This is a genomic window from Desulfosalsimonas sp., from assembly GCF_055149105.1.
This window is the reverse complement of the sequence record NZ_JBSRLA010000013.1, coordinates 16,300-41,843: the sequence shown is the minus strand read 5'-3', so window position 1 is coordinate 41,843 and position 25,544 is coordinate 16,300. Positions and strand designations below refer to the sequence as shown.

25 protein-coding genes and 1 tRNA gene are annotated in these 25,544 nt (G+C 55.0%); 24 read left to right on the top strand and 2 right to left on the bottom strand.

The features are described 5' to 3' along the window. Positions 1-2 precede the first annotated feature (2 nt). The 23 genes from fliS to ACTCIA_RS04790 all read left to right on the top strand — a co-directional run bounded on the left by fliS (position 3) and on the right by ACTCIA_RS04790 (position 23,112). Complete coding sequence (gene fliS, locus ACTCIA_RS04900) at positions 3-455, top strand: flagellar export chaperone FliS (RefSeq protein WP_463000680.1); 453 nt, start codon at positions 3-5, stop codon at positions 453-455. A gap of 11 nt (positions 456-466) precedes the next feature. Continuing rightward, the gene (locus tag ACTCIA_RS04895; protein WP_463000679.1) at positions 467-898 is read left to right on the top strand and encodes a hypothetical protein; all 432 of its coding nucleotides are present in this window, start codon (positions 467-469) and stop codon (positions 896-898) included. Between the two features lie 118 nt (positions 899-1,016). Then, positions 1,017-1,640: a PilZ domain-containing protein gene (locus ACTCIA_RS04890; RefSeq protein ID WP_463000678.1), complete on the top strand. Its 624-nt coding sequence runs from the start codon at positions 1,017-1,019 to the stop codon at positions 1,638-1,640. Between the two features lie 129 nt (positions 1,641-1,769). Further along, a complete protein-coding gene (locus tag ACTCIA_RS04885) occupies positions 1,770-2,381 on the top strand; it encodes a hypothetical protein (protein WP_463000677.1) in 612 nt (203 codons plus the stop codon). A gap of 11 nt (positions 2,382-2,392) precedes the next feature. After that, positions 2,393-4,294 carry a motility associated factor glycosyltransferase family protein gene (locus ACTCIA_RS04880; RefSeq protein ID WP_463000676.1) on the top strand — a complete coding sequence of 634 codons (1,902 nt, stop codon included), beginning with the start codon at positions 2,393-2,395 and terminating at the stop codon, positions 4,292-4,294. Between the two features lie 172 nt (positions 4,295-4,466). Further along, on the top strand, positions 4,467-5,504 hold the full coding sequence (locus ACTCIA_RS04875) for a hypothetical protein (RefSeq protein WP_463000675.1): 1,038 nt from the start codon (positions 4,467-4,469) through the stop codon (positions 5,502-5,504). Beyond that, positions 5,501-5,854 (top strand): EscU/YscU/HrcU family type III secretion system export apparatus switch protein, encoded by a 354-nt coding sequence (locus tag ACTCIA_RS04870; protein ID WP_463000674.1) that lies wholly within the window; start codon positions 5,501-5,503, stop codon positions 5,852-5,854. Before ACTCIA_RS04875 ends, ACTCIA_RS04870 begins: the two co-directional genes overlap by 4 nt. Before the next feature lie 102 nt (positions 5,855-5,956). Beyond that, positions 5,957-6,331 (top strand): response regulator, encoded by a 375-nt coding sequence (locus tag ACTCIA_RS04865; protein WP_463000673.1) that lies wholly within the window; start codon positions 5,957-5,959, stop codon positions 6,329-6,331. A 25-nt stretch (positions 6,332-6,356) separates the two neighbouring features. Further along, positions 6,357-6,815 (top strand): chemotaxis protein CheX, encoded by a 459-nt coding sequence (locus tag ACTCIA_RS04860; RefSeq protein WP_463000672.1) that lies wholly within the window; start codon positions 6,357-6,359, stop codon positions 6,813-6,815. A 36-nt stretch (positions 6,816-6,851) separates the two neighbouring features. Beyond that, positions 6,852-8,699: a hypothetical protein gene (locus ACTCIA_RS04855; RefSeq protein WP_463000671.1), complete on the top strand. Its 1,848-nt coding sequence runs from the start codon at positions 6,852-6,854 to the stop codon at positions 8,697-8,699. A gap of 12 nt (positions 8,700-8,711) precedes the next feature. Continuing rightward, the gene (locus ACTCIA_RS04850) at positions 8,712-11,381 is read left to right on the top strand and encodes an Hpt domain-containing protein (RefSeq protein WP_463000670.1); all 2,670 of its coding nucleotides are present in this window, start codon (positions 8,712-8,714) and stop codon (positions 11,379-11,381) included. Positions 11,382-11,448: 67 nt separating this feature from the next. Beyond that, positions 11,449-11,964, top strand: a complete 516-nt coding sequence (locus tag ACTCIA_RS04845; protein WP_463000669.1) for a chemotaxis protein CheW — start codon at positions 11,449-11,451, stop codon at positions 11,962-11,964. A 25-nt stretch (positions 11,965-11,989) separates the two neighbouring features. After that, positions 11,990-13,984, top strand: coding sequence for a methyl-accepting chemotaxis protein (locus ACTCIA_RS04840; RefSeq protein ID WP_463000668.1), 1,995 nt, complete (start codon positions 11,990-11,992; stop codon positions 13,982-13,984). An 18-nt stretch (positions 13,985-14,002) separates the two neighbouring features. Beyond that, positions 14,003-14,824, top strand: a complete 822-nt coding sequence (locus tag ACTCIA_RS04835; protein ID WP_463000667.1) for a CheR family methyltransferase — start codon at positions 14,003-14,005, stop codon at positions 14,822-14,824. Between the two features lie 12 nt (positions 14,825-14,836). After that, entirely contained in the window at positions 14,837-15,325 is a 489-nt protein-coding gene (locus ACTCIA_RS04830; protein ID WP_463000666.1) for a chemotaxis protein CheD, read from the top strand. After that, positions 15,312-16,154, top strand: coding sequence for an HDOD domain-containing protein (locus ACTCIA_RS04825; protein WP_463000665.1), 843 nt, complete (start codon positions 15,312-15,314; stop codon positions 16,152-16,154). The genes ACTCIA_RS04830 and ACTCIA_RS04825 overlap by 14 nt, the downstream gene beginning before the upstream one ends. A gap of 20 nt (positions 16,155-16,174) precedes the next feature. Further along, positions 16,175-16,549, top strand: a complete 375-nt coding sequence (locus ACTCIA_RS04820) for a response regulator (protein WP_463000664.1) — start codon at positions 16,175-16,177, stop codon at positions 16,547-16,549. A 23-nt stretch (positions 16,550-16,572) separates the two neighbouring features. Beyond that, positions 16,573-17,037, top strand: coding sequence for a chemotaxis protein CheX (locus ACTCIA_RS04815; RefSeq protein ID WP_463000663.1), 465 nt, complete (start codon positions 16,573-16,575; stop codon positions 17,035-17,037). Positions 17,038-17,079: 42 nt separating this feature from the next. Then, the gene (locus ACTCIA_RS04810; RefSeq protein WP_463000662.1) at positions 17,080-18,120 is read left to right on the top strand and encodes a protein-glutamate methylesterase/protein-glutamine glutaminase; all 1,041 of its coding nucleotides are present in this window, start codon (positions 17,080-17,082) and stop codon (positions 18,118-18,120) included. 56 nt (positions 18,121-18,176) lie between these two features. Continuing rightward, positions 18,177-19,043 (top strand): HDOD domain-containing protein, encoded by an 867-nt coding sequence (locus ACTCIA_RS04805; RefSeq protein WP_463000661.1) that lies wholly within the window; start codon positions 18,177-18,179, stop codon positions 19,041-19,043. Between the two features lie 47 nt (positions 19,044-19,090). Continuing rightward, complete coding sequence (locus tag ACTCIA_RS04800) at positions 19,091-19,609, top strand: hypothetical protein (RefSeq protein ID WP_463000660.1); 519 nt, start codon at positions 19,091-19,093, stop codon at positions 19,607-19,609. A gap of 13 nt (positions 19,610-19,622) precedes the next feature. Continuing rightward, on the top strand, positions 19,623-20,855 hold the full coding sequence (locus tag ACTCIA_RS04795) for an HDOD domain-containing protein (protein ID WP_463000659.1): 1,233 nt from the start codon (positions 19,623-19,625) through the stop codon (positions 20,853-20,855). Next, positions 20,839-23,112, top strand: a complete 2,274-nt coding sequence (locus ACTCIA_RS04790; protein WP_463000658.1) for a putative bifunctional diguanylate cyclase/phosphodiesterase — start codon at positions 20,839-20,841, stop codon at positions 23,110-23,112. Before ACTCIA_RS04795 ends, ACTCIA_RS04790 begins: the two co-directional genes overlap by 17 nt. A gap of 48 nt (positions 23,113-23,160) precedes the next feature. On the opposite strand, the gene ACTCIA_RS04785 is transcribed toward ACTCIA_RS04790, so the two are convergent. Next, positions 23,161-24,987: a GGDEF/HDGYP domain-containing response regulator gene (locus tag ACTCIA_RS04785; protein WP_463000657.1), complete on the bottom strand. Its 1,827-nt coding sequence runs from the start codon at positions 24,985-24,987 to the stop codon at positions 23,161-23,163. An 85-nt stretch (positions 24,988-25,072) separates the two neighbouring features. On the opposite strand from ACTCIA_RS04785, the gene ACTCIA_RS04780 reads away from it, so the two are divergent. After that, positions 25,073-25,354: an LA_2272 family surface repeat-containing protein gene (locus ACTCIA_RS04780; protein ID WP_463000656.1), complete on the top strand. Its 282-nt coding sequence runs from the start codon at positions 25,073-25,075 to the stop codon at positions 25,352-25,354. Positions 25,355-25,430: 76 nt separating this feature from the next. Here ACTCIA_RS04780 and ACTCIA_RS04775 read toward each other — a convergent pair. Beyond that, positions 25,431-25,507: transfer RNA gene (locus tag ACTCIA_RS04775), tRNA-Met, on the bottom strand. Positions 25,508-25,544: the final 37 nt, after the last annotated feature.

Genomic DNA, 25,544 nt, shown 5'->3' with positions numbered 1-25,544 from the left:
TAATGAATCCGTACCAGAATTATTTTGCAACCCAGATTCAGACCGCATCCCCGGAACAGGTTCTGATCATGCTCTATGACGGGGCCATCCGCTTTCTGCGCCAGGCACGGCAGGCTGCGGAAAACAACGACCGGGCCGGCAAGCTCAAAAAGGTGAGCCGTGCCGTGGCCATCATCACCGAGCTGTCCAACAGCCTTGATTTTGAAAAAGGCGGGGAGATCGCGGAAAATCTCGACGGACTGTACTCGTATATGGTCCGCGAACTGACCCGGGGCAACACGGCCGGAGATACCAGTCCCATAGATATTTCTGAAAATATCCTGGTGGAACTGCGCGAGGCCTGGACCGGGGCCATTGAAAAAAACAAGTCCGGGGCCGGTGAAGAATCTGCGGAAAACGGTGCTTACGGCAATGGCGGCCAGGCGCCCCGCAAGGCCATGAACGCAGCCATATAAAGGGGACGGCAATGCCGCATCAATACGCTGAAAGCACCACATTGCAGCACGAATTGGACCAGGCCTCGGCCTGGTGCCGGAATTTGCTGGAAATATATGCCCAAATCCGAAAGGCGATGGCAGAAGGGGCGCCCGGTGCGCACCTGCGGGATTGCATGGCGCAGATGGGCAGCATTAATGTCCTGGCAGCCGAATCCGGGGAAAAAATTCTGGCTGAGGCGGATCGGGCCGGTATTTCTTTGAAAGACCATCCGGGGTATGGGGCCTGGCGGGATCTGGCAAATCAAGTGCTGGAGGAAAACAGGCGCATCAGGCACTACGTGGAATCCTCCATGGCCGTTGCCAAAGACGAGCTGGAGCGCATGCGTGCCGGAAAACAGGCCCTTTTCGGTTATCACAGCGGCACGGGCGCCACGGGCGGGCGCATCTGTTACGGAGCCTGAAAACAAGATGGATTTGTGTAAATGTTCAGCTAGTGGTTTACTTTAAAGCGCATTTCTGGTAATGCCACGGGCTATGAATGTAAATGAATATCTGTCTAATTTTCCGGAAAAAATACCCGTGGCTGTCAATGTCCCCATCCGGGGCGGTGAGGTGCAAAAATACAGCGCCACTGCGCTGGTGACCGATCCGCCGGAGGTGGAGCTGTATTTTGACCCAAACGCCCTGCCGGATGCCGGACGCATTGACACGGAAGCCGACTGCCTGGTGTTTATTGAAACCGGCGAGATCGTCACCCTGATATCGAGCATTGAAGAGGTGTCCGGCCGGGATCTTTTGCACATCACGGTGCACAATGTGATCCAGCACGTGGAAAAGCGGGAGTTTTTCCGCGGGCCGGCCGGCCGGCTGAGCCTGTCATGCCGCCGCAAGGGCCCCAGCGGCGGAAAGCCCTTTGCCGCCAAAGGGGTCAACATCAGTTGCGGCGGGATGCTTATGATGGTGCACCAGCATCTGCAGAAAAAAGAAAAGCTTTCCATAGAGATCCGCGTTCCGGAACCCGTGGGCAAAACCCTTGAGACAGACGCTGTGGTGCTGCGTGTCAACCAGGTGAGAAAGGGTACTTTTTCTGTGGCCGTCCGGTTTACCAACATGGATTCCGAGACCTGTGACGATATTATGGCTTTCTGCTTTGCCGAGCAGCGCCGAATGCTCAGAGAACAGGTCCTGACCCGGGACCTTTAAAAACCTTCCTTTCCGCATCGCATTCTTTGTTTTCCCCTAAATTATTGTCTCCATGTGCCGATACGTCAGTGGCAAAGGCAGGGTTTTTCTGCCCTGCAACAATGCGGCTGAAACTTGGAGGCAGGCAAAATGATTAAGGTCAAAATCAACGAAACAGAATTTGAACTGCAGCGGCATGCCGGCGCTGCCGAGGAACTCGACCGGCAGGTGGAGGCCCGGCTCAGTGAACTGGGCATGTATCCTGACAAAGTGATCGTCGATGGCGTCGAACCAGACGAGGATCTGAAAGGATATGTCGCCGGCCGCCTGGATGAAATCAATTGCATCGAGATCCGGGCGGTGGCGCTTTGCCAATTTCTGGACAAGGCCCTTGGCGCATGCCGCCAATACCTGGAAACCGCAGTTCCGGAAATCAGCCGCCTGGGCGAAGATTTTTACAAGGATCCCACCAGCGGTACCTGGCAACGGTTCGGGCAGATGCTCGAAGGGCTGGAGTGGATTTCGCGTCTGCTGGATTCCATTGCCGCCAATCCGGACGCCTGCCTTTATCCGGAAACCTATCAGCGTTTGGGCAATGAGCTTTCCCAACATCTGAAACAGCTCCATGATGCGGTTACGGACCGGGACATGGTTTTCACCGGGGATCTGATTCAGTATGAGATCGCCCCGCTTCTTGCCGGTCTGCAGGACACCATTGATCAGAGCGCTGCCGGCCGGCCCCGGCAGCAGGCCTGCCATTGAGGAGGATTTCCATGCACGCGCAAAAGGTTGAAAACCATATTTCTGAAATCCTGGACGCTGATATCACCACCCTACTCAAAACCCGGTTTCCGGACGTTTATAACCGCCTCCGGCAGGAAAAATGCACATTGTCCGAAGACCGTGTCCGGGCCATGCCCGCCAAAAGCGGAGCTGTCACCTTAAGTGTTGAGAAAAACGGCCGGAATCTTTATCTGCACAGCCGGTATGATCCGGTGCGGGAAGCCGGGCAGATCGCGGATCAATATCCGGACATGGAAAAATACCGGCACCTGATATTCTACGGGACCGGGCTGGGCTATCATATCCTGGAGTTTGCCCGCCGGTACCCGGACAAGCAGATTTATATCCATGAGCCGGACGCGGATGTGTTTTGTCATTTTCTTTCCAGCGGGAACCTGGCCCGACTGCCGGCCAGATCCCTGCAGTCCCTTTCTTTCGGATTTGAATCCGAAGATGTGAACGGCCTGCTGAAAAAAATGCTGCAAAAGGCCAGAGAGCAAACCCTGGTTATCGAATTGCCCGCCCACAGGGAAATTTTTCCCGAAGCGCATCAAGCCTTTTCAGAGTTATTCAAAAAGCGCATCCAGGAGCGCAGAACCGGGGTGGTCACCAATTACAAATACCAGAAGCGCTGGATTTTCAACAGTATGGCCAATTTCCCCCATGTGCTTCACACCCCCAATGTGCTGATGGGCCATGATGGCGTTTTTGAAGGCAAACCCGCCATTTTGGTGGCCGCAGGGCCGTCGCTGAACCAGGAGATTGAAAATATCCGCCACATCAAAAAGCAAGGGCTGGCGTATATATTCACCGTGGGTTCAGCTGTTAATACCCTGGTTTACCATGGCATTTATCCCCATGCCGCCTGCACTTATGACCCTCAAAAAGTCAATAAAAAGGTGTTTGACAAAATCGTGGAGCAGCAAATCCATGAAATTCCCATGATTTTCGGCAGTTCTGTGGGCTATGAAACCATTATGCACTACCCGGGGCCAAAACTGCATATGCTCACCAGCCAGGATACGGTTGCCGGTTATTTTCTAAAGACAGCATCCGGAGATGCGCCGCCAAAGGTGGCCGATGCCCCGACCATTGCCATTGTGACCCTGGAGCTGCTGGCCCGGCTCGGGTTTTCCAGGGTGATTCTGGCCGGTCAGAACCTGTCGTTTAAAGACCGGAAAAGACATGCCGATGGCGTGCATTACAGCAAGGAGATTTCGGATGCGGAGATGAAAAAAGCCTTGTGGATCAAAGATGTGGACGGCGGCGAGGTGATGACCAGCCAGGGCTTTGACAGCATGCGCCTGCAGATGGAGGCTTGTATCCGGATGTACCCGGATGTGATGTTTGTCAACACCACGGCCGGAGGAGCGGCCATTGAAGGCGCGCCTTTTAGGTCTTTAAAACAGGTGCTCAAAGAAGAGCTCACAGGGCCGGTTGTGGATGAAAACTGGCGGGTCATGGAAAACCATTGCTATGATCCCGGATATCTTGAAAACCGGCTCAATGAAATGATCGCAGCCTTTGATCAGCACCGTGCCCTTGTCCTCAATATTCGGAAAAATCTTCAGACAGTTGAAAAATTGTGCAGAAACAGAAATTTCAGTCAGGCGTCCAAAACCTACACCAAAATAGACCGCCTGTTTTCCGATATCAAGGCAAACGCGTTTTTCAAAACCTTTATTCTGCCAATGAACCGGGTCTATTATGAAATGCTCACAGGCGAGATCCGCAGTCTTCAGGAGGAGAAAAATCAGCAGAAAAAAGGTCAGCGGGTGATCGACGCCTTTGGTCGGTTCCTTGGGGCCTGTGATAAAGACATGAATATGATGACAAAAGTCTTTCCCCGCATCCAGTCAGCCGCCCAAAATTATATCCAGGCGGCGGGATAGCCCTTCAACCCCGCCGCCCTTTCTTATCCGCCCACTGTTCTCAGCCCTCTGTCCTCGGTCTTCTGTCCTCCGTCTTCTGACCACCGACAACTGAATACCGACCACCGACAACTGACCACCGCCCCCGGCAATCCCCCCTAAACTTTCAAAATTGCCCGCCGATAAGCAGCATATGTACATCAATGCCCAACCACCTCCGATATTGAGTCTTGCGGCCCCTGCAGACATTTCCATGCACCGGGTCGGCGAGAGCCAGACACTGAAGCTGGCGCCCTACCAGATCGTTCAGGCAACGGTTGCAGAAGGGGGTATGGAGCGGGTTGTGCTCAAAATCAAGGATCACCAGCTAAGTGCTGAGACAAAGGTGCCCCTGCGCACGGGCCAGAAGCTCAACCTGCAGGTGATGGCCACCTCTCCCCAGACGCATCTGCGAATCATGGAGGAGGCCGAACTTCGCCACCTGTTTCGGCTGCTGCATTCATTCGGCCGCAGCATCCGGATCATGCCCATGTTAGAAAACATGGGGCCCGAGGCAAAGGCCATGGTGTCCAATCTTATGAACGTGCTGGGCTCGGACCCGCGTGCCCTGACCGGAAGCGATATTTCCCGGCTCTGGCAGCATATGGGGTTGAACCTGGAGGCGCTGCTGGCCCAGGGCCGGAGCCAGGAGGCGTTTTCCGGGTTCAAGGCGCTTTTGCTTATGCAGGCCGCAGGCGGGCAGGGGGCGGGAGCCGGGGCAGAGGAGGCTTCTGCCATGCTTGAGCACCTGAATTTGTTTCAGCTCTGCCGGTACCGCCTGGCCCAGGACAATACGGTATTTCTGCCGCTTCCCTTTGAATTTTTGGAACAGGGGTATCTGCTGGCGCAAAAACAGCAGCCCCGGCAGGGCGGGAGCCAGGACGCAGATGATTCCGCAGACCCGCCTGATGAAACGCCGGCATGGAAGATGAATCTGAACCTGAAATTATCGGTTCTGGGGAGTCTGGAAATTCTTTTGCTGTTTGAGGATCCCGGCCTGCGCATGCGGGTTTTGTGCGAAACCCAAAAAAGCGCCAAAACCATTTCCCAGGCCATGCCCCAGCTTGCAGACCGGCTTACCACGGTGTCTTTGCTGGGTTATTCCGTGGATACCGGGGCCAGAGATCCGGTGATGACGCTGCTGGAGCGCCTGGTGCCCGAAGGCGATCATTTCCTGGAGGCCATGGCATGAAAGAGGATTCCGGCAAACCCAGAAAGGCTGTTGCGCTGAAATACGACCGGGACCGGGACAATGCACCGGTGGTGGCCGCCGGCGGCCAGGGGGAGGTGGCGGAAAAGATCCTGGAACTGGGCCGCCAGGCCGGCATTGCCATCCAGGAGGACCCTGACCTGGTGGAGGTACTGGCCCGGGTGCCGGTTGGAGATGAGATCCCGGTGGAACTGTACCAGGCCGTGGCCGAGATTCTGGCGTTTGTGTATGGCCTGAATAAGGCGGAGGGCGGAGGACAGAAGACAGAGGGCGGAAGACGGAAGGCAGAGGACAGAGGACGGAGGGCAGAGGACGGAAGGCAGGAGGAATAGCTTTTGGCCCTGATCTTGCATTGATTTATTGCGATTTCAATCAGGTCAAATAATTGACAGTCATTCGGGGTTTTAACCAATAGGAAAAAGAGGAGAAAGCAGATGGGAAAAATTATTTTAATTGTGGATGATTCCAGCACCATGAGAAAAATCGTCAACCGGTCCCTGCGGCAGGCGGGCCTGGAGTTTGACACTGTTCTGGAAGCCGGCGACGGCCAGGAGGCCATGGATCTTTTGGCCAATGAAAAGCCGGACATCATTTTGTCGGATATCAACATGCCCAACATGGACGGCATCGAGTTTTTGAAAAACAAGGCCAATGACGCCTCCATCAAGGACATCCCCGTGGTCATGGTCACAACCGAGGGCGGGTCCCAGGATATGGTGGACCAGTCCATGTCGCTTGGCGCCTCCGGATGCGTGAAAAAACCCTTTACTCCCGATCAGGTCAACGAAGTGCTCGGTCCCCTGCTGTAACATCAGACAAGGAGCTGTTTTTATCATGGATTTTGCTGAAAAAATTGTGGATGTCACCAAGGAAATCTTTGGGACCATGATCATGGTCGATGTCACGGCCGGTGAGCCGCTTTCCGAGCACAAATCGCGGTTTCAGTGTTCCCTGAGCGCCATGGTGGGCTTTGCGGGGTTCAAGCAGGGCAACCTGACCCTTCATGCCCCGGATGCAGTGGCCCGGGGGCTGACCCAGGATTTTCTGGGTATGGAGGTTGAAAGCATCAACGAGGACGTGGAGGATGCCATGGGCGAGCTGGCCAACATGCTGGCCGGTTCCCTGAAACCGTTTATCTCTTCTGAAAACGGCAAGGTGGAACTTTCCCTGCCGTCAGTGGTCCACGGCGAGGAATACACCCTGACCGTGGTCAACAAGGCCGACTGGGTGATTGTGCCCTTTACCGTGTCCCACGGCGATTTTCTGGTGGGCCTGGAAATCAAGAAACAATAAGTATTTTAATATGATTACGGGAAAAGCGGATTTGTAATGAGCGGGGATAATCCCATAGAACAGATGCATCCGGAGCTTCTTGAAAACAGCCTCCAGGAAGTGGGCGACCTGATCGGCGACCCCCTGGAAACAGGCGAGCCGGCCGTATCCCGGGGGACGTTGCAGGAGGTCTTTGTCCGGCCGAAGAAAAAGGCCGCCCTGGCCGGTTTCCGGGCCAAGGGCGAGGACGTTGACCGGGTGCATTTGTTAATGGATCTGGACGCGGCCATTGAGCTGGCCGGAAAGCTTATCATGCTGCCGGCCGACGAAATCCGGGCCAGCCAGAAGCAGGCAAAGCTCGACGGCGAACTCGAGGATGCGTTTTCCGAGATCGCCAATATCATTACCGGCGTGATCAATTCGGTCTGGCAGGATTCGGTTTCCGGCAAAAAGCTTCATTTTATCAAGGGCGACATTTCCGTGCTGGGTCCCAAGGACAAGGGACTGCCACTGGCAGATGAGGCCCAGAGCGTTTTTTTCGGCAAAATCATGCGCAAGGAAAAATCCCTGGGCGGGGTTCAGTTTTTTTTCCCGCACAGCCTGGTGGCCGAGCCGGCTGAAGAAACCGCCCAAGCCGCCCAGGCGGCTGAAATAGCCGCTGACAGACCGGCAGATCAAGGTGCGGATGCGCCCGAACCCTCCGGCCCCGGGGAAAAACCCGCAGCAGCCGGTCCTAAGCCTGAGCCGCAGCCCGAAGCCGAAGCTGAACCCGAAACTGCAGGCGAATCCGGCGGACTGATGAGCCAGGAGGCCGTGGATGCGATGCTGCTGCAGGGCCTGGAGCCGGCAGCCGAGGAACTCGAAGCCCTGCTCGGCGATTCCGTCTCCTTTTCCGAGCCGACAACAGCGGCACGAAAAAAGGCAAACTTGCTTTCCCAGACCCGCGGCAAGCAGGTGCTCACCCGGATCCGGGCTACCGGTGACCATGAAGGCCGGGCATTCATGCTTCTGCCGCTCAAGGACGCCATCTATTTTGGCGGCCTGCTGCTGATGATGCCCATGGAATCCATCACTCAGGTGATCAAGCAGGGCAAGTTCGAAGGAGAGGTGGCAGACGCCTTTGGCGAGGTCGCCAATATCCTGGTCAGTTCTTATTCCAACCAGTTCAAGGCGGAACTGCCCTTTAATCTCAAGCTTCAGAAGGATCAGGTGGAAACCCTGGTGCCGGCCCAGGCGGATTTGTCCGGAAATGAGCCGTTTTCCGCAGACCATTATTACCTGGTATCGGCCGGCATCCAAATGGGGGACAAGGCCTATGGCCCGCTGGAACTGCTGTTTCCGGCGAAACTGCTGGGGCTGGCTGAGCCGGGGGCATCGGCAGAGACGGCTGCGGCAAAGGCAAAACAGGATAAAGCCGCCGCCGGGGCCGCGCAGAAAAAGGCGGATGCCGGGGTCCAGGGTCAAAAAACAGGCCCGGGACAAAAACCCGACACAACCGCTGAAAATCAGCCCTCTGCAGCCAAACCGTCTGGTTCAGGAGACAAGTCCGCCCGAATCGTTTCGGTTATCGGCGATGATCCCGATCAGCTCAATCTCGTGGAAGAAAGCATCGCCCAGGAGGATGTGGCCCTGGCCAGGCATTCCATGGACAGCGATTTTAAACAGGAATTCAGCCGGGAAAACCCCGACTGCGTTTTTCTTTTCATCAACCGGGTCAACGACCAGGGGCTGGCCAAGGCCATAAAGGTGCGTTCGGCTCTTAAAAAAAATTGCCCCTTGATCGTGGGCGGTCCCCAGTGGACCAAAAGCCTTGTTCTCAAGGCCAGAAAATACGGGGCCAGTGATATTCTGGTCACGCCCGCGGACAAGGATATGATTCGCAGCAAATACCGGAAATATCTGTAATCAGGAAAACACATGACAAAAAATCAGATGCAAACGGCAAAAGAAAAGATCGGTCCATTTGTGGAAAGGGCTGCAGAAGCGCTGGTAATGGGTGATCTCTCCGATGCCTCCGCAGCCGGGGATCTGGCAGGGGCGTTTACGGAAGTTGCCGGGGCGCTGGGTGAAGACTTTCCCCGTGCCTCCCGGGCAGCCCGGAGTGCCGGCGAACTGCTGGAAAAAATGGCTGCCGGGGGCAGACCCCCGTCCGGAGACGCGGTTGAGGCCCTGGAAGGGGTGATTTCCGGACTTCAGGACATTTCTGAACGCAACCTGGCCGATGACCAGCCGGCCTTTCCAAAAGGCTTTGCCCCCGAGGCCGGGGCAAAAGCAGATGAAACTTCCATGGCTTCGTCAGGCGAGGCGGCCAATCCGGCCTCTGCCGTGGACCAGGAAATCCTGGGCGAGTACCTGGCCCAGCAGGATACCGTGGTCTCCGAGATCGAGGATCTGGTGCTCTCATTTGAACACCAGGCAGACGCCCAGGTCTTAAAGGCATTAAAGCGCCTTTTGCACACGGCCAAGGGCGAGGCGGGCGTTCTTGGATTAAACCCCATTGAGCGGGTATGTCATCGGGTGGAGGATTATATCCAAAAAGATGAGCAGCACCTGCAGGCGGACCTGCTCCTGGAGTTCAAGGACTGGTTTGAGCAAAGCATTTCCGCGCTCAAACAGGGTCAGGAGATTGTTTCTGCAGACAACCTGCTTGAGGCCCTGGACACAGCCATTCATTCACCGCCGGTCTCAGCGGAAAAAGATCAGGCGGCAAAATCCGCTTCTGATCCCGGGCCGGAACCGGAACCAGCACCTGAATTCGATCATGTCCCTGAACCCCCGCAGGCGCCGGAGCCACAGACGTCTTGTGCCGAGGCCGGGCAAGACAGTGAAATGGCTTTGCTGATGTCTGCAGTGGAAATCGAGGATCCGGAAATCACGGCGGATTTTATTTCAGAGGCAAACGAGCATTTTGAGATTTCGGACGAAAACCTGCTGACCCTGGAAAATGATCCGGAAAACGAGGAGGCCATTGCCTCGATTTTCAGGGCCTTTCACACCATCAAGGGCACAACCTCCTTTCTCGGGCTCACCCCGGTGTCCACGCTGGCCCACAAGGCGGAAAACCTGCTTGACGAGGTGCGCAAAAAGCGCATCGCCTTTGACGGCCAGGTGGTGGATGCCACGTTTAACGCCCTGGATCTGCTGAAAAAAATGAATAAGGATCTGGAGGCCGCCCTGGGAGCAGACGGGATGTACACACCCCCGCCTGAACTGCCGGACGTGTTTGTCCAGCTCAAGGCTGCTCTGGGAAACGGGGATGCCGCTCCTAAAGCCAAACCAGCCCCTGAGGCCGCACCGCAGGAAAATAAAAATCCCGCGCCTGCGGCCGCAGATCCTCTGCCGGATACCGGTGCCGAAGCTGCGCAGCCGGCCGCTGAGGCTGCGGCTGCCGGAGGTGCTTCGGCCTATGCCGGCAAAACCGTGCGCCAGACCATGAAAATTGATGCCGACCGCATCGATCTGCTGCTGGAAACCATCGGCGAGCTGGTGATCGTGGAATCCATTGTCAGCCAGGAGGCCGGCGAACGCCGAACCGAGGCCCGGGAACTGGAAAGAAACCTTGCCCAGTTAAAAAAGATCACCCGCAGTCTCCAGGACATCGGCATGTCCATGCGTCTGATTCCCATTGACAATACCTTTCGCAAAATGGGCCGCCTGGTGCGGGATCTGGCCAAAAAATCCGGCAAAAAGATCGAGCTGACCATGGAGGGCCGGGAAACCGAGCTGGACAAGGGCATGGTGGAAAAGCTCGGCGATCCTTTGGTGCATATGATTCGAAACGCGGTGGACCACGGCATCGAGCCCACGGCAGACGACCGGGTGGCCGCGGGCAAGCCCGCCACGGGCACCATTGTGTTAAAGGCCTATCACCAGGGCGGCAATATCCATATTGATATCACTGATGACGGCCGGGGTCTGGACCGGGAGGCCATTTCCGCCAAGGCCAAAGAGCGCGGTCTGATCACAAGCGATGAGACAATGACCGACGAGGAAATCTTTGCCCTGATCTTTGAGCCCGGGTTTTCCACTGCAAAGCAGATCACAGACGTTTCGGGCCGGGGTGTGGGCATGGATGTTGTCAAAAGCAATATCGAAAGTATGCGCGGCAATGTGCGCATCCGGTCGCAAAAGGGCGTGGGCAGCACCTTTACCCTGGTTCTGCCCCTGACCATGGCCATTATTGATGGCATGATCGTGCGTGCGGGATCAGAGCGCTATATTCTGCCGCTTTTGTCCATTATCGAATCCTTCCAGCCCACCCGGGAGATGATCACCACGGTGTCGGGCAAGGGTGAGACCGTGCCCTTCCGTCAGCGCCTGCTGCCCCTGTTCCGGCTGGCCACCATGTTTGACATCCATGATGCCCAGTCCGATCCCACACAGGCCCTGGTTGTGGTGCTCGAGGATGCGGGCCGGCAGATCGCCCTTTTGGTTGATGAACTGCTGGGCCAGAACCAGACCGTTATCAAGAACCTGGGCCAGGGTCTCAAGCACGTGGACGGCATTGCCGGGGCCAGCATCATGCCCGACGGCACCCCGGGGCTGATCGTGGACGTCAACGGCCTGGTCAAGCTGGCCACGGCATAAAAAAATAAAAAATAACCGTGGGCAGGCAATTCAATAAAAAACAAGCATAACCGCAGGAGAGGAAAAAATGACGCAAACCGCTCAAAAAACAAATGAAACCAATGAAAGCCTGGCGAATCTGGCCGGAAAATACCTGACATTTTTGCTGGGCGACGAATCCTACGGCATCGAGATTTTAAAAGTTCAGGAGATCATCGGCATGCAGTCCATTACCCGGATTCCGCGCACGCCCGAATACGTCAAAGGCGTGATCAACCTGCGGGGCAAGGTGATCCCGGTCATTGACCTGCGCCTGCGCTTCGGCATGGAGGCCGCCGAGGTTTCGCGCAAGACCTGTATTATTGTGGTGCAGGTGGCCAAGGCCGATATCAACGTGACCATGGGTATTGTGGTCGACGAGGTATCAGAGGTGCTGGAAATTGCCGCAGCGGAAATCGAGCCGGCCCCGGGTTTCGGCACCCGGGTGGAGACCTCGTTTATCATGGGCATGGCCAAGACCGAAAGTGCGGTCAAGATTCTGCTGGATATCGACAAGATCATGTCTGAAAACGAAATGGAAGCCCTGGCCAAGAGCACCGGCTGAACCAGAAGAAGAAAGAGGGAAAAAAATGAAACTGAGTTTGAAAAACAAAATTTTATTGCCCGTTCTGGCCCTTGTTGTTCTGGGTATGGGCGTGTCCACACTGGTATCCTATGTGCAGTCCAAAAACGCCGTGGAAACGGAACTCAACCGGCAGCTGGAGCAGATCACCACCTCCAGCATCCAGACCCTGAGTGGCTGGGTCCAGGACCGCAAGCTGGATATCAGCTCCTGGAGTACAGAGGAGCTTTACCCCAAGGCCATGACCCAGGGGCTTATGGGGCAGGCGGCCCGCAAGACGGCCAACGAACGCATGGCCCATCTCCAGGGCGCCTATGAATATTACGCCAATATTTTTCTGGCGGACAAAAGCGGGGACCTGATTGCTGCATCGGACCCGGATTCAGTGGGCAATCTCAATGTGGGCGACCGGGATTACTTTAAAACTTCCATGCAGGGACAGGAAACCATCTCAGAGGCGATTGTGAGCCGGGCCACCGGAGAGCCGGTATTTGTGATTTCTGCTCCTGTTGTCATGCAGGAAGAGGTCCAGGGCGTCTTGCTGGCCACAGTCCGAATCGAGGCGTTTGCCTCCCAGTTTATTGATCCCATCAAGGTCGGAGAGCAGGGCTATGCCTTTGTCTATGATGATGACGGCGATGTGCTGGCCCACCCGGACCGCAGCCAGATCATGAAAACCAACATGAAGGATCTTGATTTTGGCGCCCGGATGCTGCAGCAGGGCAACGGCCTCATGGAATATAGCTACGATGATACGGAGAAAATTGTCAGTTTTGACAGCGAGCCGGTCACCGGCTGGACCGTGGCGGCTTCCGCCAGCCAGCATGAGCTCATGGCCCCTGTGCGCCAGTTAAGCTACATCAACCTGGGCCTGGCCGGCGGGGTTATTGCCGCGACCCTGGTGATTGTATTTTTCCTCGCCCGCTCCATTGCCAACCCCCTCCAGACAATGACCGAAAGCCTGACCCGTAATTCCGAGCAGGTGGCATCGGCTTCCTCCCAGGTATCGTCGTCGAGTCAGTCCCTGGCAGAAGGGGCCAGCGAACAGGCCTCCAGCCTGGAGCAGACCTCGGCGTCTTTGGAGGAGATCGCCTCCCAGACCAAGATGAACATGGAAAACAGCAAATCCATGGACAACATGATGAAAAACGAGGCAGGTCCCAGTTTTCAGCTCATGGAAGAGAAAATGGCGGTCATGGACGGCAATCTCAAGGAAAACGTCAAGCTCAGCGAGGAAAGCGCCAAGATCATCAAGACCATCGATGACATTGCTTTTCAGACCAATCTGCTGGCGTTAAATGCCGCTGTTGAGGCCGCCCGGGCCGGCGAGGCGGGCAAGGGATTTGCCGTGGTGGCAGAGGAAGTGCGCAATCTTGCCGGCAGAAGCGCCGAGGCCGCCAAGACCACCCAGGAGTTGATTGAAAATTCCCAGACCAAGATCCACGAGACATCTGCGGTGTACAAGGAGATTTCCGAGGCTTTGAACAGCACCAACCAGATCGCCCAGAAAGTCATGGCCATGGCCGGGGAAGTGGCTTCTGCTTCTGAGGAGCAGTCCCAGGGCATTGACCAGGTCAATGGCGGTGTTTCGGAAATGGACAAGGTGGTTCAGCAAAACGCTTCCAATGCCGAGGAAACCGCTTCGGCCTCAGAAGAGCTCACCGCCCAGGCCAGTGAGCTCGAGGAAGTGGTGATCCGGTTAAACCGGCTGATCCATGGCCAGGCGGAAAACGGCCATGCAATGGTGCACCGGGAATCGGGTTCTGCAAAGCAAATTTCCCGGGGCGCTTCTTCGGGCAGACAGGCAAGTGCCGGGCAATCCCGGAGTCAGCAGGATCGGAAACAGGTACAGAACAACAGGCAGCCGGGTCAGCAGACAAAGCAAAAGGCTGTTGAAGGCCGGCCTGGCAAAAAACCGGCCCAGGCTTCTTCTGCCCGGCAGGCGAAAAAACGGCCGGAGGAAGTCATCCCCCTGGATGAGGATGATTTCAAGGATTTCTAAACAGATAAGGATTTCCGGATGAACGGGTACGGTTCTTTAAATGAAAAAACGTTTCGTCAATTTTCGGAACTGATCTACAATGAGGCCGGTATTCACCTGGCAGAGCACAAGCAGGCGCTGGTTTCGGCCCGGCTGGGCAAGCGGATGAGAAAACTCAGAATCAATGATTTTGAAGATTATTACCGCTATGTCCAGGAAGACGAATCCCGGGCCGAACTCAGCCAACTGCTGGATGCCATTTCCACGAATGTCACGTTTTTCTACCGCGAGCCGGATCATTTCGAGGTGCTCGAGTCGGTGGTTAAAAAATGGCATTCGGAAGGTCAGCGAAAGTTCAGGGTTTGGTGTGCGGCGGCCTCCACGGGAGAGGAACCCTACACCATCGCCCTGACCCTGGCCGAGGCACTCGATGATCTGCGGGATGTCAAGATTCTGGGCACGGATATTTCCACCACTGTGCTGGAAACCGCGCGCAAAGGGGAATACAGCTCCAAAAAACTGCAGAAGATTTCAAAGAAGCTGGCAAGCAGGTATTTCACGCCCATGGGCGGCAAGGGAGACGACCGGATCTTTCGGGTCAGAGATGAGATCAAAAACATGATCACCTTTTCCTGGCTCAACCTGTCGACTCCACCGTTTCCCATGCGCGGGCCCCTGGACGTGATCTTCTGCCGCAATGTGATGATATATTTTGACAATGCGGTGCGCCAGCGCCTGCTCGATGAGATGCACCGGCTGCTCAAGCCGGGCGGATACCTGATGGTGGGCCATGCCGAAAGCCTTTCCGGCCTGTTGGGCGGGTTTCGCTCTGTGCGGCCTTCTGTTTATATTAAACAATAACCGGGAAAGAAAATGGCGCAAATCATTGTTGACATAGCAGATATGCGGATTTCAAAAAATCCCGGCGATACCCTGATCACCTATTCCCTGGGTTCGTGTGTCGGTGTGGCCATATATGATCCGGTCATCGGGCTGGGCGGGATGATTCACTGTATGCTGCCTTTATCCAAGGTGGACCGGGAAAAGGCCCAGGTGAGGCCGTATATGTTCGTGGATACGGGCATGCAGCAGATGCTCACCCGGCTTTATGAAGGCGGGCTGCGAAAAGCCCGGGCGGTGATCCATGTTGCCGGCGGCTCCCAGGTGCTCGACAGCCAGGGGGTGTTTAAGATCGGGGAGCGCAATTTCACGGTGCTCAGGAAAATTCTCTGGAAAAACGGGCTGCTCATGGAAACCCAGGAAGTGGGGGGCAACCGCTCCCGAACCATCAGCCTGGATGTGGGCACTGGCCGGTTTACCATCAAATCAGGAGGCAGGATAACCCATTATGACCTTCCGTGACCAAATCGAGCAGCACATCGACCATTTTGCCGAGATGCCGCCCCTGTGTCAGCGTCTTTTGGGGTATCTCGAAGATCCGGACGTGGACTTTAAAGTCATCCGCGACACCATTCAGTATGATCCCGGCCTGACCGCCAACGTGCTCAAACTGGCCAACTCGGTCTATTTCGGCGCAGTACAGGAGGTGGCCTCTCTTCAGGCGGCCCTGGTGCGGCTGGGCACCCGCCGGATTTTTGAGCTGGTGCTTTCCCTCAACGTATCCGGGCGCCTGGTGCCGGCCCTGCCCGGATACGGCCTGGAAGCCAATGAACTGCTTCGGCACTCCATCTGGACGGCCGTGGCCGCCCAGGAACTGGCTGCGCTTTTGGGCATGAAAGATGTGGACACGGTCTTTACCGCAGGGCTGCTCCACGATATTGGCCTGCTTCTGCTCGATCCCTTTATCGCAGAGCAGCACGAGCGTTTCGGGCGGGTCATGGACGAGCAGTCCATGGCCTTTGATCAGGCCGAAAAAGAGGTCCTGGGCATGGATCATGCCGAGGCCGGCGCCCGCATCCTGGAGCGATGGAATCTGGGAGCGGGAATGGCTGCGGCCGTGCGCTGGCATCACGCCCCGAACGAGGCAGAAGAGAATCACTCCCTTGTTTACCTGGTTCATCTGGGAGATATGCTCGCCCTTTCAGAAGGGGTCGGCACGGGCATTTACGGTTTGCAATTCAGCGTATCTGCCGAACCGGTCAGAGCGCTGGGTTTGAAAAAGCATCATCTGGAATATACCGCCAGCAAGACCCTTGATAAAATGCGGGAGCTGGAAAACATTTTAACGTAACAAACCAGAGAGTCAACAGTATGGGCTATAATGTGCTGATTGTCGACAATTCCGTGATCATCCGGAAGATGGTGGCCAAGACCCTGGGCATATCGGATCTGGATATCTCCGGGTATTACTATGCCGAAAACGGCAAACAGGCCCTGGAGCAGCTCGATGAAAACTGGATTGATATTGTTTTTGCAGATATCAACATGCCTGTGATGAACGGCATCGAGATGATCGAGGAAATGAACAAAAAGGACTTGCTCACCACCATTCCGGTGGTGGTGATTTCCACGGAGCGGAGCCGGGATAGAATCGACCATCTCAAATCCATGGGAATCAGGGCGTATCTGCAAAAGCCTTTTGTGCCCGAGGAATTTGCCCGGGTGGTCAAGGAATTGCTGCAATAACCGCTAATATCGGAGCGTAAACTATGGATACCAATGACAGCGCAATGCTGCTGCAGGTGTTTTCCTCGGTGTTTGAGGACTTTGCCTTCATGTTCGTGGATGCCGATGACGACCCGCCCGAGCCGGACTCGGAGTGTTGCCCGTGTCTGCTTGCGCAGATTTCGTTTTCCGGACGGGATCATCAGGGTCGGCTGGAAGCCGCGGCACCCGAGGATCTTTGCGAGGAACTGGCGGAGAATATTCTGGGCACAGGTCGCGAGGAGCTTCCTGATGATGCGGCGGAACAGGCAATTACAGAGGTCTTGAATGTGGCCTGCGGCTATCTGCTGGCGGAAAAATTCGGTACGGACGAAGTCTTTGACTTGTCCATTCCCGAGACCCGAACCCTGTCGGAACCGGAATGGAACGAGCTGGCAGCAGGCGGCCGTCATTTGTTTCTGCGGGTGGATGAATCGCCCATGCTGGTTCGGCTGTTCCTGGACGCGTAAGCGGACTTAAACAAAAACTGTAATGTTTGCGGATAAACCAATATGATCAGGGTAATTATCGTGGATGACTCGGCCATTGTTCGCCAGGTCCTGTCCCGGGAACTGTCCCGGGCTGAAGATATTGACGTGGTGGCAACGGCCCCGGATCCTTACGTGGCAAGGGACAAGATCGTGGAATTGCGGCCGGATGTGGTGCTGCTGGACATGGAAATGCCGCGCATGGACGGTCTTTCCTTTTTGAAAAAACTCATGAAGCATTTGCCCATCCCGGTTATCATTGTTTCCTCGCTGACCCCCCAGGGGGGGGAACTGGCAGTGGAGGCCATGAATGCCGGGGCTGTGGATGTGATGTGCAAGCCGGGATCGGCCCTTTCGGTCAACAATATGTCCGAGGCCCTGATCGAAAAAATTCGGGCAGCGGCCCGGGCAGAAGTGAAAAATACCGGGGTCCGCCATGCCGAGGCTGGTGCCGGCCGCCCCCAGATTCGGATCACCCAGGCAAAAATGACTGACACGGTGATTGCCATTGGTGCCTCCACCGGCGGGACTCAGGCTATTCAGGAAGTCTTGACCCGCATGCCCGGAAACGCTCCGGGCATCGTGATCGTCCAGCACATGCCGGAGCAGTTCACCGCTTCCCTTGCCCAGCGGTTAAATCAGCTGTGCGCAGTGGAGGTGCGCGAGGCCAAAAACAACGATTCGGTGCTGCCGGGTACGGCCCTGATTGCCCCGGGCAATTATCATCTGCTTTTGCAGCGCAGCGGTGCACGGTTTTATGTGCAGACCCGCAGCGGGCCGCTGGTATGCGGACATCGGCCAAGCGTTGAAGTTTTGTTTAAATCAGTGGCCCGGGCGGCTGGCAGAAACGCATTGGGTGTGATTTTGACCGGTATGGGCAAGGACGGCGCGTCCGGTCTGCTGGAGATGCGCAACAGTTCTGCCCGCACCATTGCTCAGGACGAGCAGAGCTGCGTGGTGTTCGGCATGCCCAAGGAGGCCATTGCTCTGGGGGCGGCTGAAACCGTGCTGCCTTTGAGCCGGATTCCGGAAAAAATCATTCAGTGTGTTAATGAAAAAAACTGAATCAGACGTTTTTGAATAAACCAAACCGGCACGACAATACGAAATGGAATAACCCCATGCAGCGTCAATTGATCAAGCGGCTCGAATCCATCCGGAATCTGCCGACTCTGCCGGCGGTCATCGAGAACCTGGGCACCGCGCTGCAGGATCCGGAAGTCGATGCCGGCCAGATCGCGGCCATTATCGAGGATGATCCGGCCATCACGGCCCGTATCATGAAAGTGGTCAATTCCTCCATGTATCTCGGCGTGGAGGAAACCGTTTCCCTTCGCCCGGCCATTGTCCGGCTGGGTTTCCGGGCGGTGAGCAACATTGCCATGTCTGCTGCGGTATTTTCCACCTTTGCTCCGGGCAGCAGGCCGGCCCTGGATCGGGCAGGGTTCTGGCGGCACTGCATTGCCGCCGGCATTGCCGCAGAAGTTTTGTGCACCTGGATTCCACAGTTTGCAAGGGTACACATTGCCCCGGATGTACTTCATGTGTGCGGTTTGCTCCATGACATGGGAAAGATCGTTTTTGAGCAGCATTTTCATGATCAGTTTTCCGAAGCCATTGAAATCAGTAAAAAAGAGGGAATTTGCCTGTCTGTGGCAGAGCACCGGGTCATGGGAGCCGATCATTGCCAGGCCGGGGCTTGGCTGGCCCGGAAATGGAATCTGGCCCAAAGCCTGATTTCAGTGATCCGGTGGCATCATGATCCATCTATGGCAGAGGAAAGATACAGGGAGCTGGTTCAGGTCTGCGGGTTGTCTGACAGGGTGGTCAATGCCGGGGGGCTGGGGCAGGGGGGGAATTACAAGATTAATCAGGCACCTGAAATTGAAGAAGAAATTGACCTGGACCCGGAGGATCTGGTAAAAATGATTCACCTGATCGAAACCCGGGCCGCTCAATCACCCCTGCTTGATGTTCTGGGCGCTTGAATCGGTCCCGGAATGAATCAACCCAGCAGGCTACCGGAAGGTAAGCAATGAATTGCCCTGATGACGAGATCCTGACCGAGATCGCCATAGACAACTATAACTTCAGGGTCACCTGGAGCGCGGCCAGCCGGGATTGCTGCATCCTTTGGATACAGGATGCCGATACCATGGAACAGTTCGAGGCCCTGGGCCGTTTCAGCCGGTTTGACAAGCGCAGCATTCTGGAATTTGTGGTCCGGTATGTGACCAGCCAGTCTCTGCGGGAAGAAATCAGCAAGCGGCGCTTTGCCCGGTATATTGAAAGTCTGCCGCCCACTTTTTTTCAGCAGGTCCAATACATGGGCTATCATGAAAAGGCGGCAGCATTTAAAAATCTCTACAACCTCGATTCGGTTATTGATGAAGCCGCGGACCTGGGATGGAAACGCCGGTGTATGGCCAAAAAGTTCCACCCGGACAAAGGCGGCGACAAACGCGCCATGGCCCTGATAAATGAAGGCTACGAGCTGTTGAACGCCAAAAAGGATGATTGTTCTTCCAAAGATGGAAAAAACAAGCGCTCATAAACTGGTGCCGGGAATGATCCTCGCCCGGGACGTCAAGGATGCGGCCGGCCGGCTGCTTGCGCCTTCGGGGCAGAAGGTCAATGACAAACTCATCCGGATTTTTAAGATCTGGGGGGTGGGCGATGTGCATGTGCGCCTTCCGGATGAGGCTTCCGGCTCCCAACCGGGAGCTGACCCGCATGTACCGGAGGAAATCCGGAAGAAGGCGGAAGATGTTGTCCGGTACCGGTTTCAGTTCAATGATTTAAATGATCCCTTTGTGGCTGGCTTGTTTCAGCTCAGCGTGGATCGAAAAGCCCGGCGGCTGTTTAACAACCCAAATGCCGGGGCCGGATACAAGCACCTGCAGGACCGGCCGGATTCAGGAAGAAAGCCTGTGCGCGCACGCCCGCAGAAGGTCAACGTGGAAAGTCTGATCCACAGAACCCTGCGCCTGGGGACTCTGCCGGATATTTACTACAAGACCATTTCGGCCATCAATAACCCGGATGCCTCTTTGGATGACATTGCCGGCATTGTGAGCAAGGATACCACCCTTTCGGCCAAGGTGCTGCAGCTGGTCAACAGCAGTTTCTACAGTCTTCGTCAAAAAGTGGATACACTGACATGGGCCCTGGCACTGGTCGGGACCAACCAGCTGATGACCATTGTCAGCGGGGTTTCAGCCGTTTCGCTGTTTAAAAACATTCCTTCCCGGCTCATTAACATGGCCTCTTTCTGGGAGCACAGCATTGCCTGCGGAACCGCAGCACGGCTGGTATCCAGCTACTTTCCCCAGCGCATCGAGGCGGAGCGGTTTTTTGTGGCCGGACTTCTCCATGACATCGGCCGCCTGATTCTGGTCCAGAACCTGCCGGAGCAGTATTTTCAGATATTCAGACAGGTAAAACGCGAGGAGCTGTTTCTTTTTACAGCCGAAGAAGAGGTTTTCGGCTCGGATCATTCCCATATCGGCGCAGCCCTTGCGCGGCACTGGAACCTTCCGGACCGGCTGGTCAACATGATCCAGTACCATCATTTTCCCGCAACCCAGAATTCCTTTTTTGAAGCCGCCATTGTCAATCTGGCCGATATTATTGTCAATGCCCTGGAAATCGGAAACAGCGGCGAGTTTTTTGTCCCTGTCATGGAACCGGAGGTATCTGAGAATCTGAATCTTGATCCTGAGATCCTGCATACCATGGCCCATGAAATTGATTTTCAACTCGCTGACATATTTGAGATTATTTATGGACGAATTGAATAAGGCCATGGATTTGACCGCTGGTGAGCGGCTTGAAGCCATTTCCAGAAATGCCATGGAGGCGCTGGAACTTTGCGCTTCCCTGGGCGACTATCAGACCTCTGTGACCAAGTTCAAAAACCGCAAGGATATAATTGAACGCTCATTGCAGGGCTTGCGGCAGATGGTGGCCATAGAGTTTTATGCCTTTTATGCGGTTAACGAAACCCACTTTGATATTGCTCTGGAACATCTCGATGATCCGGGCCGGGCGGATTACGTCGACCGGACAGTGGAGGATCTGATTGACCGGGGGGTTGTGGCCCTGGCGTTTCGGGAAAAACGGACCCAGACCGTCCGCAGCCATGACGGCGAATACAAGGTATTGATCCATGCCGCTGCCACCACCTCGAAAATTTATGGTGTTTTTTTCTGTTTTGTCAAAACCGGCGTCCTGGAAAAAGGCATTGTGGACAAGATCACCACGATTATTATCAAGGCCACGGGATATGCCCTGGAAAACTTTGAGCTCTATCAACTGATCCGGCAGAAAAACGAAGAACTGGTGGAAAAAAACCTCCAGGTGTCCAAGTCTGAAGTCCTTTACCGAAATACATTTGAAAATACCGGCAATCCCACCATCGTGGTTGACCAGAAGGGAACCATTGTTCATGTTAACAGCCAGTTTGCGGCTTTCTCGGGGTGGGAGCGGGAAGCGCTTTCAGGCAGGCGCAACATTGCCGAGTTTCTGGCCTGCGAAGGCCGCACCGGTTTTGCCAGGATTCTGGAAACCGCTGAAAAAGATCATTCAGACGCTGCACCGGAATACAGGTTTGAAAATCGGAACCAGGAGCAAAAGACCGTTTTTCTCAAAATTTCGCCCCTGGGTCTTGAAAACCAATACATTGTCTCATTTGCCGATATCACGCCCATCAAGGAGGCGGAAAAACAGCTTCAGTTTCAGGCGTTTCATGACCCGCTCACCCGGCTGCCCAACCGGATCCTTTTCCGGGACCGGCTCAATCAGGCAATTAAGAAAAAGAAACGGTATCCGGATTACAACTATGCCATTGTTTTTATCGACCTGGATCGGTTCAAGTCCATCAATGACACCATGGGGCATAACGTGGGCGATGATTTGCTTGTCAAGGTGGGCCAGCGGCTTGCCTCAAGCGTTCGCGAACTTGATACCGTGGCCCGGTTCGGGGGCGACGAATTTCTGATCCTTCTTGAGGACATCCAGGATCAGAATTGCTGCGATATTGTCATCCGGCGCATCCTGGATCAGTTCCGCCTCCCCCTGGGGGTTGCCGGTCATGAAGTTGTCATGACCCTGAGCATGGGGGTGTTGATCAGCAGTGAAAATCAGGTGGAGCACGCTGATGCGGTCCGGCTGGCGGACATGAGCATGTATGAGGCCAAGCGCCAGGGCCGAAACCAGGTGATCTATGCTCACCAGATTCAGGACCGGGAGATTGAGCGCCGTCTGGTCCTGGAAAATCATCTGCAGTCCGGCATTCAGAAGGGCGAGTTTTTCGTGCAGTATCAGCCCCTGATGGATCTTGCCACAAACCGCCTCTACGGGGTGGAGGCCCTGGTGCGGTGGCGGCACCCGGAGTTGGGCATTATCCCGCCCAACAGCTTTATTCCCATTGCAGAGGAAACCGGGCTGATCATTCCTCTGGGCCGGAAAGTTTTTGAAATGGCATTTGCCGATTTTGCTGCATGGAAGACCAACTTTGCATCAGCAAAAGATTTGTGCCTGAGCGTCAATCTTTCGGTCAAGCAGATGCTGCAAAACAATCTGGCGGCCGATATCCAGGCCATGGCCAGGGACGCCGCGCTTCTGCTGGAAAACATTAACCTGGAGATCACTGAAAGCCTGTTTATTGACGATATGGAGCGGGCGGTTAAAACCATTCATGAATTAAAGACCCTTGGGATATCCATCTCCATTGATGATTTCGGTACCGGCTATTCCTCTTTGAAATACCTGAATCAGTTTTCCATCGATTTGGTGAAAATCGACAAGATTCTCATTGATAACATCAACGGCAACCCGACCAATTACAACATTGTGGCCTCCATGCTGGAGCTGTGCGCCAAGCTCAATCTCAAGGCCATGGCCGAAGGCATCGAGGACATCGACCAGTTGGAAAAACTCCGCGGCATGAACTGCCCCTTCGGGCAGGGCTACTACTTTGCCCCGCCCCGGGACAGAAACGTAATCGAAGAAATGCTTGCCGGTGATATGGGATCAAACCTTGATTATTGCCTTTAGAGCAGAAGAACTCCGATAGTTCCTGCTTATATCAACCCAGGGCAATAATCAAGGTTTGATGGCCTCTATAAAGACCTCGACCACTGCAGGGTCAAACTGGGTGCCGGCTGCCCGCCGGAGTTCGTCCATTGCCTGTTGCGCGGAACGGCTGTCCTGATAGGGCCGCTGGTTGGTCATGATGTCATAGGCCTCGGCCACCGCAAGAATCCGGCATTCAATGGGGATTTCCTCGCCTTTTAGTCCCAGGGGATATCCCCGGCCGTTCCACCATTCCTGGTGTTTTAATATCAAATCGGCAATCGGGGCCAGATCCGGAGACGACAGGGCAATGCGATAGCCGATTTCACAATGCCGCTTCATTTCCTGGAATTCCTCTGCAGTGAGCGTATCTGATTTAAACAGGATACGGTCGGAGATGCCCACTTTGCCCAGGTCATGGAATTGGGCGAGCAACTGCAGGTTGCGGGATTTTTCACTGGAAAGCCCCATCTTTTCAGCTATCTTTGATACGTAAAATTTGAGCTGCTGAGTATGGCCTTCCCGGATATAATCTTTTTCCTTCAGTGCCTGCAGCAGGCTTTGCAATATCCGTGTGCTGCCGGTCTGGAGATGTTTGAGTTTTTCTTTGTACATGTTGTCGTCGGCTTCCTTGAACAGGGCCTGCATGTCAATGGGAAGGCTCGTGCATACGGCATGGCCGATGGAAAACGACAGGTGCCGGTCCGGATTGGCGGCATTGTGCTTTTCGATTTCCCTGGCAATGCGCTGGATGCGGTTTTTGACCACTTTTTGTTCACTGCCGGGCAGAAGAACGGCAAATTCATCCCCGCCGATGCGCGCAATGATATCGCTTGAGCGAAACGCGGCTTTCAGGGTGCCGGCAGCGGCCCGCAGCAGTTCATCGCCCTTTTGATGGCCAAGGGTGTCGTTGATCAATTTTAATCCATTGATGTCACAGACAATGATGCCCAGCGGCAGGTGCCGCCGGCGGGCCAGCCGGTTCATTTCCTCCTCAAAAAAGGCCCGGTTATACAGGTCGGTCAGGGAATCGTGAAAGCTTAAGTACCGCAGTTCCTCTTCGGCCTGTTTCTGTTCGGTGATATCGTGGATCATCACCAGAAAGGACCGGCTCTGGTTTTCCCGGGGCACGGGGATGATTTTCACCGAAACCCGCCTGTGGTTGATGGCAAGATCTTCAGTGAAAATGATTTCTTTTTTACTGCGCCCGGCTTCTGTGAGCTGCTTGCGCACAAGGGCCTGGTCGGCATCCCGGAAAAGCCCGGTAAAGTCACAGGACAGCAGATCCTGTTCGCTTCTGCCGATAATGCTGACAGCCGCCGGGTTGGCGTAGACGATCTTGCCTTTGCCAACCAGCTCCAGCAGGCCCTCGGACATGTGCTGCAGAGTGGTTTCGGAATGCTGCTTGGATGCCAGCAGCTCCTTGCTGATCTGGCGTTCAAACAATTCATCCCGGCCCATGATTTGCCCCCTGATCTGCCGGCCCCCGTCGGTTTCAACCTGCTCCAGGATAAATTCCACCTTGGCGGTCAGACGGTCAAAGGGCCCCTTGGCAAGGATCATGTCGGCATAAAAATTTTCCGGATGCGCTTCCTGTTCCATGGCAATGGCTGAAAGCATCACGATAAAACTTTGTGCATGGCACGGGTTCCGGCGGAGCAGCAGGCATAGCTTGTCTCCGCTGATGTTGGGCATGATCAGATCTATAAAAAAAATATCCGGGCTTCGGGTTTTCAGCAGTTCGATTGCAGACAGCCCATCGGCGGCAACAATAACGTCATGTCCTTTTTTGCTGAGCAGGGTTGACATAAATTGGCGCATTACCGGATGGTTGTCTACCACCATGATTTGTTTCATTCACCTGTAATCCTTTTTTGCCGATAGACTGCTTTAACAGCATATTTTGTCTGTTAATTCATGCCGAATCAGAAATTATATACCATTGTCTTCAAAAAAGCAAAATCTCTTATGGATTAACCTGGGAACCAATGCAACCGATGCAATCAACTTTTATGCGGATACGCGCTTAAAGGGGGTTCAAACCGGATGGGTAAATTATGCCCGCCGGTTTACAGGAGTTCAGCTCGGGCTGGTGAATTTTGCCGAAACCGCGGAAGCGGGCCTGCAGGTCGGGATCGTCAATGTGATGCGGAAAAACAGATGGTTCGGCGAGTTCCCGGATGCCGTGGCACCGGGAATGGTTTTGGTAAACTGGCGGTTTTGATCGGTGTTTGAGTTTGAAAAGAATTCGGATGCAAAAAAGGGGTTGGCTGACCAACCCCTTTTGTCGTTTGTTGATTTGGTAGCGGGGAGAGGATTCGAACCTCTGACCTTCGGGTTATGAGCCCGACGAGCTACCAGACTGCTCCACCCCGCAATGTTGAATTAATACTTATAGCGATTTGCAACACGCT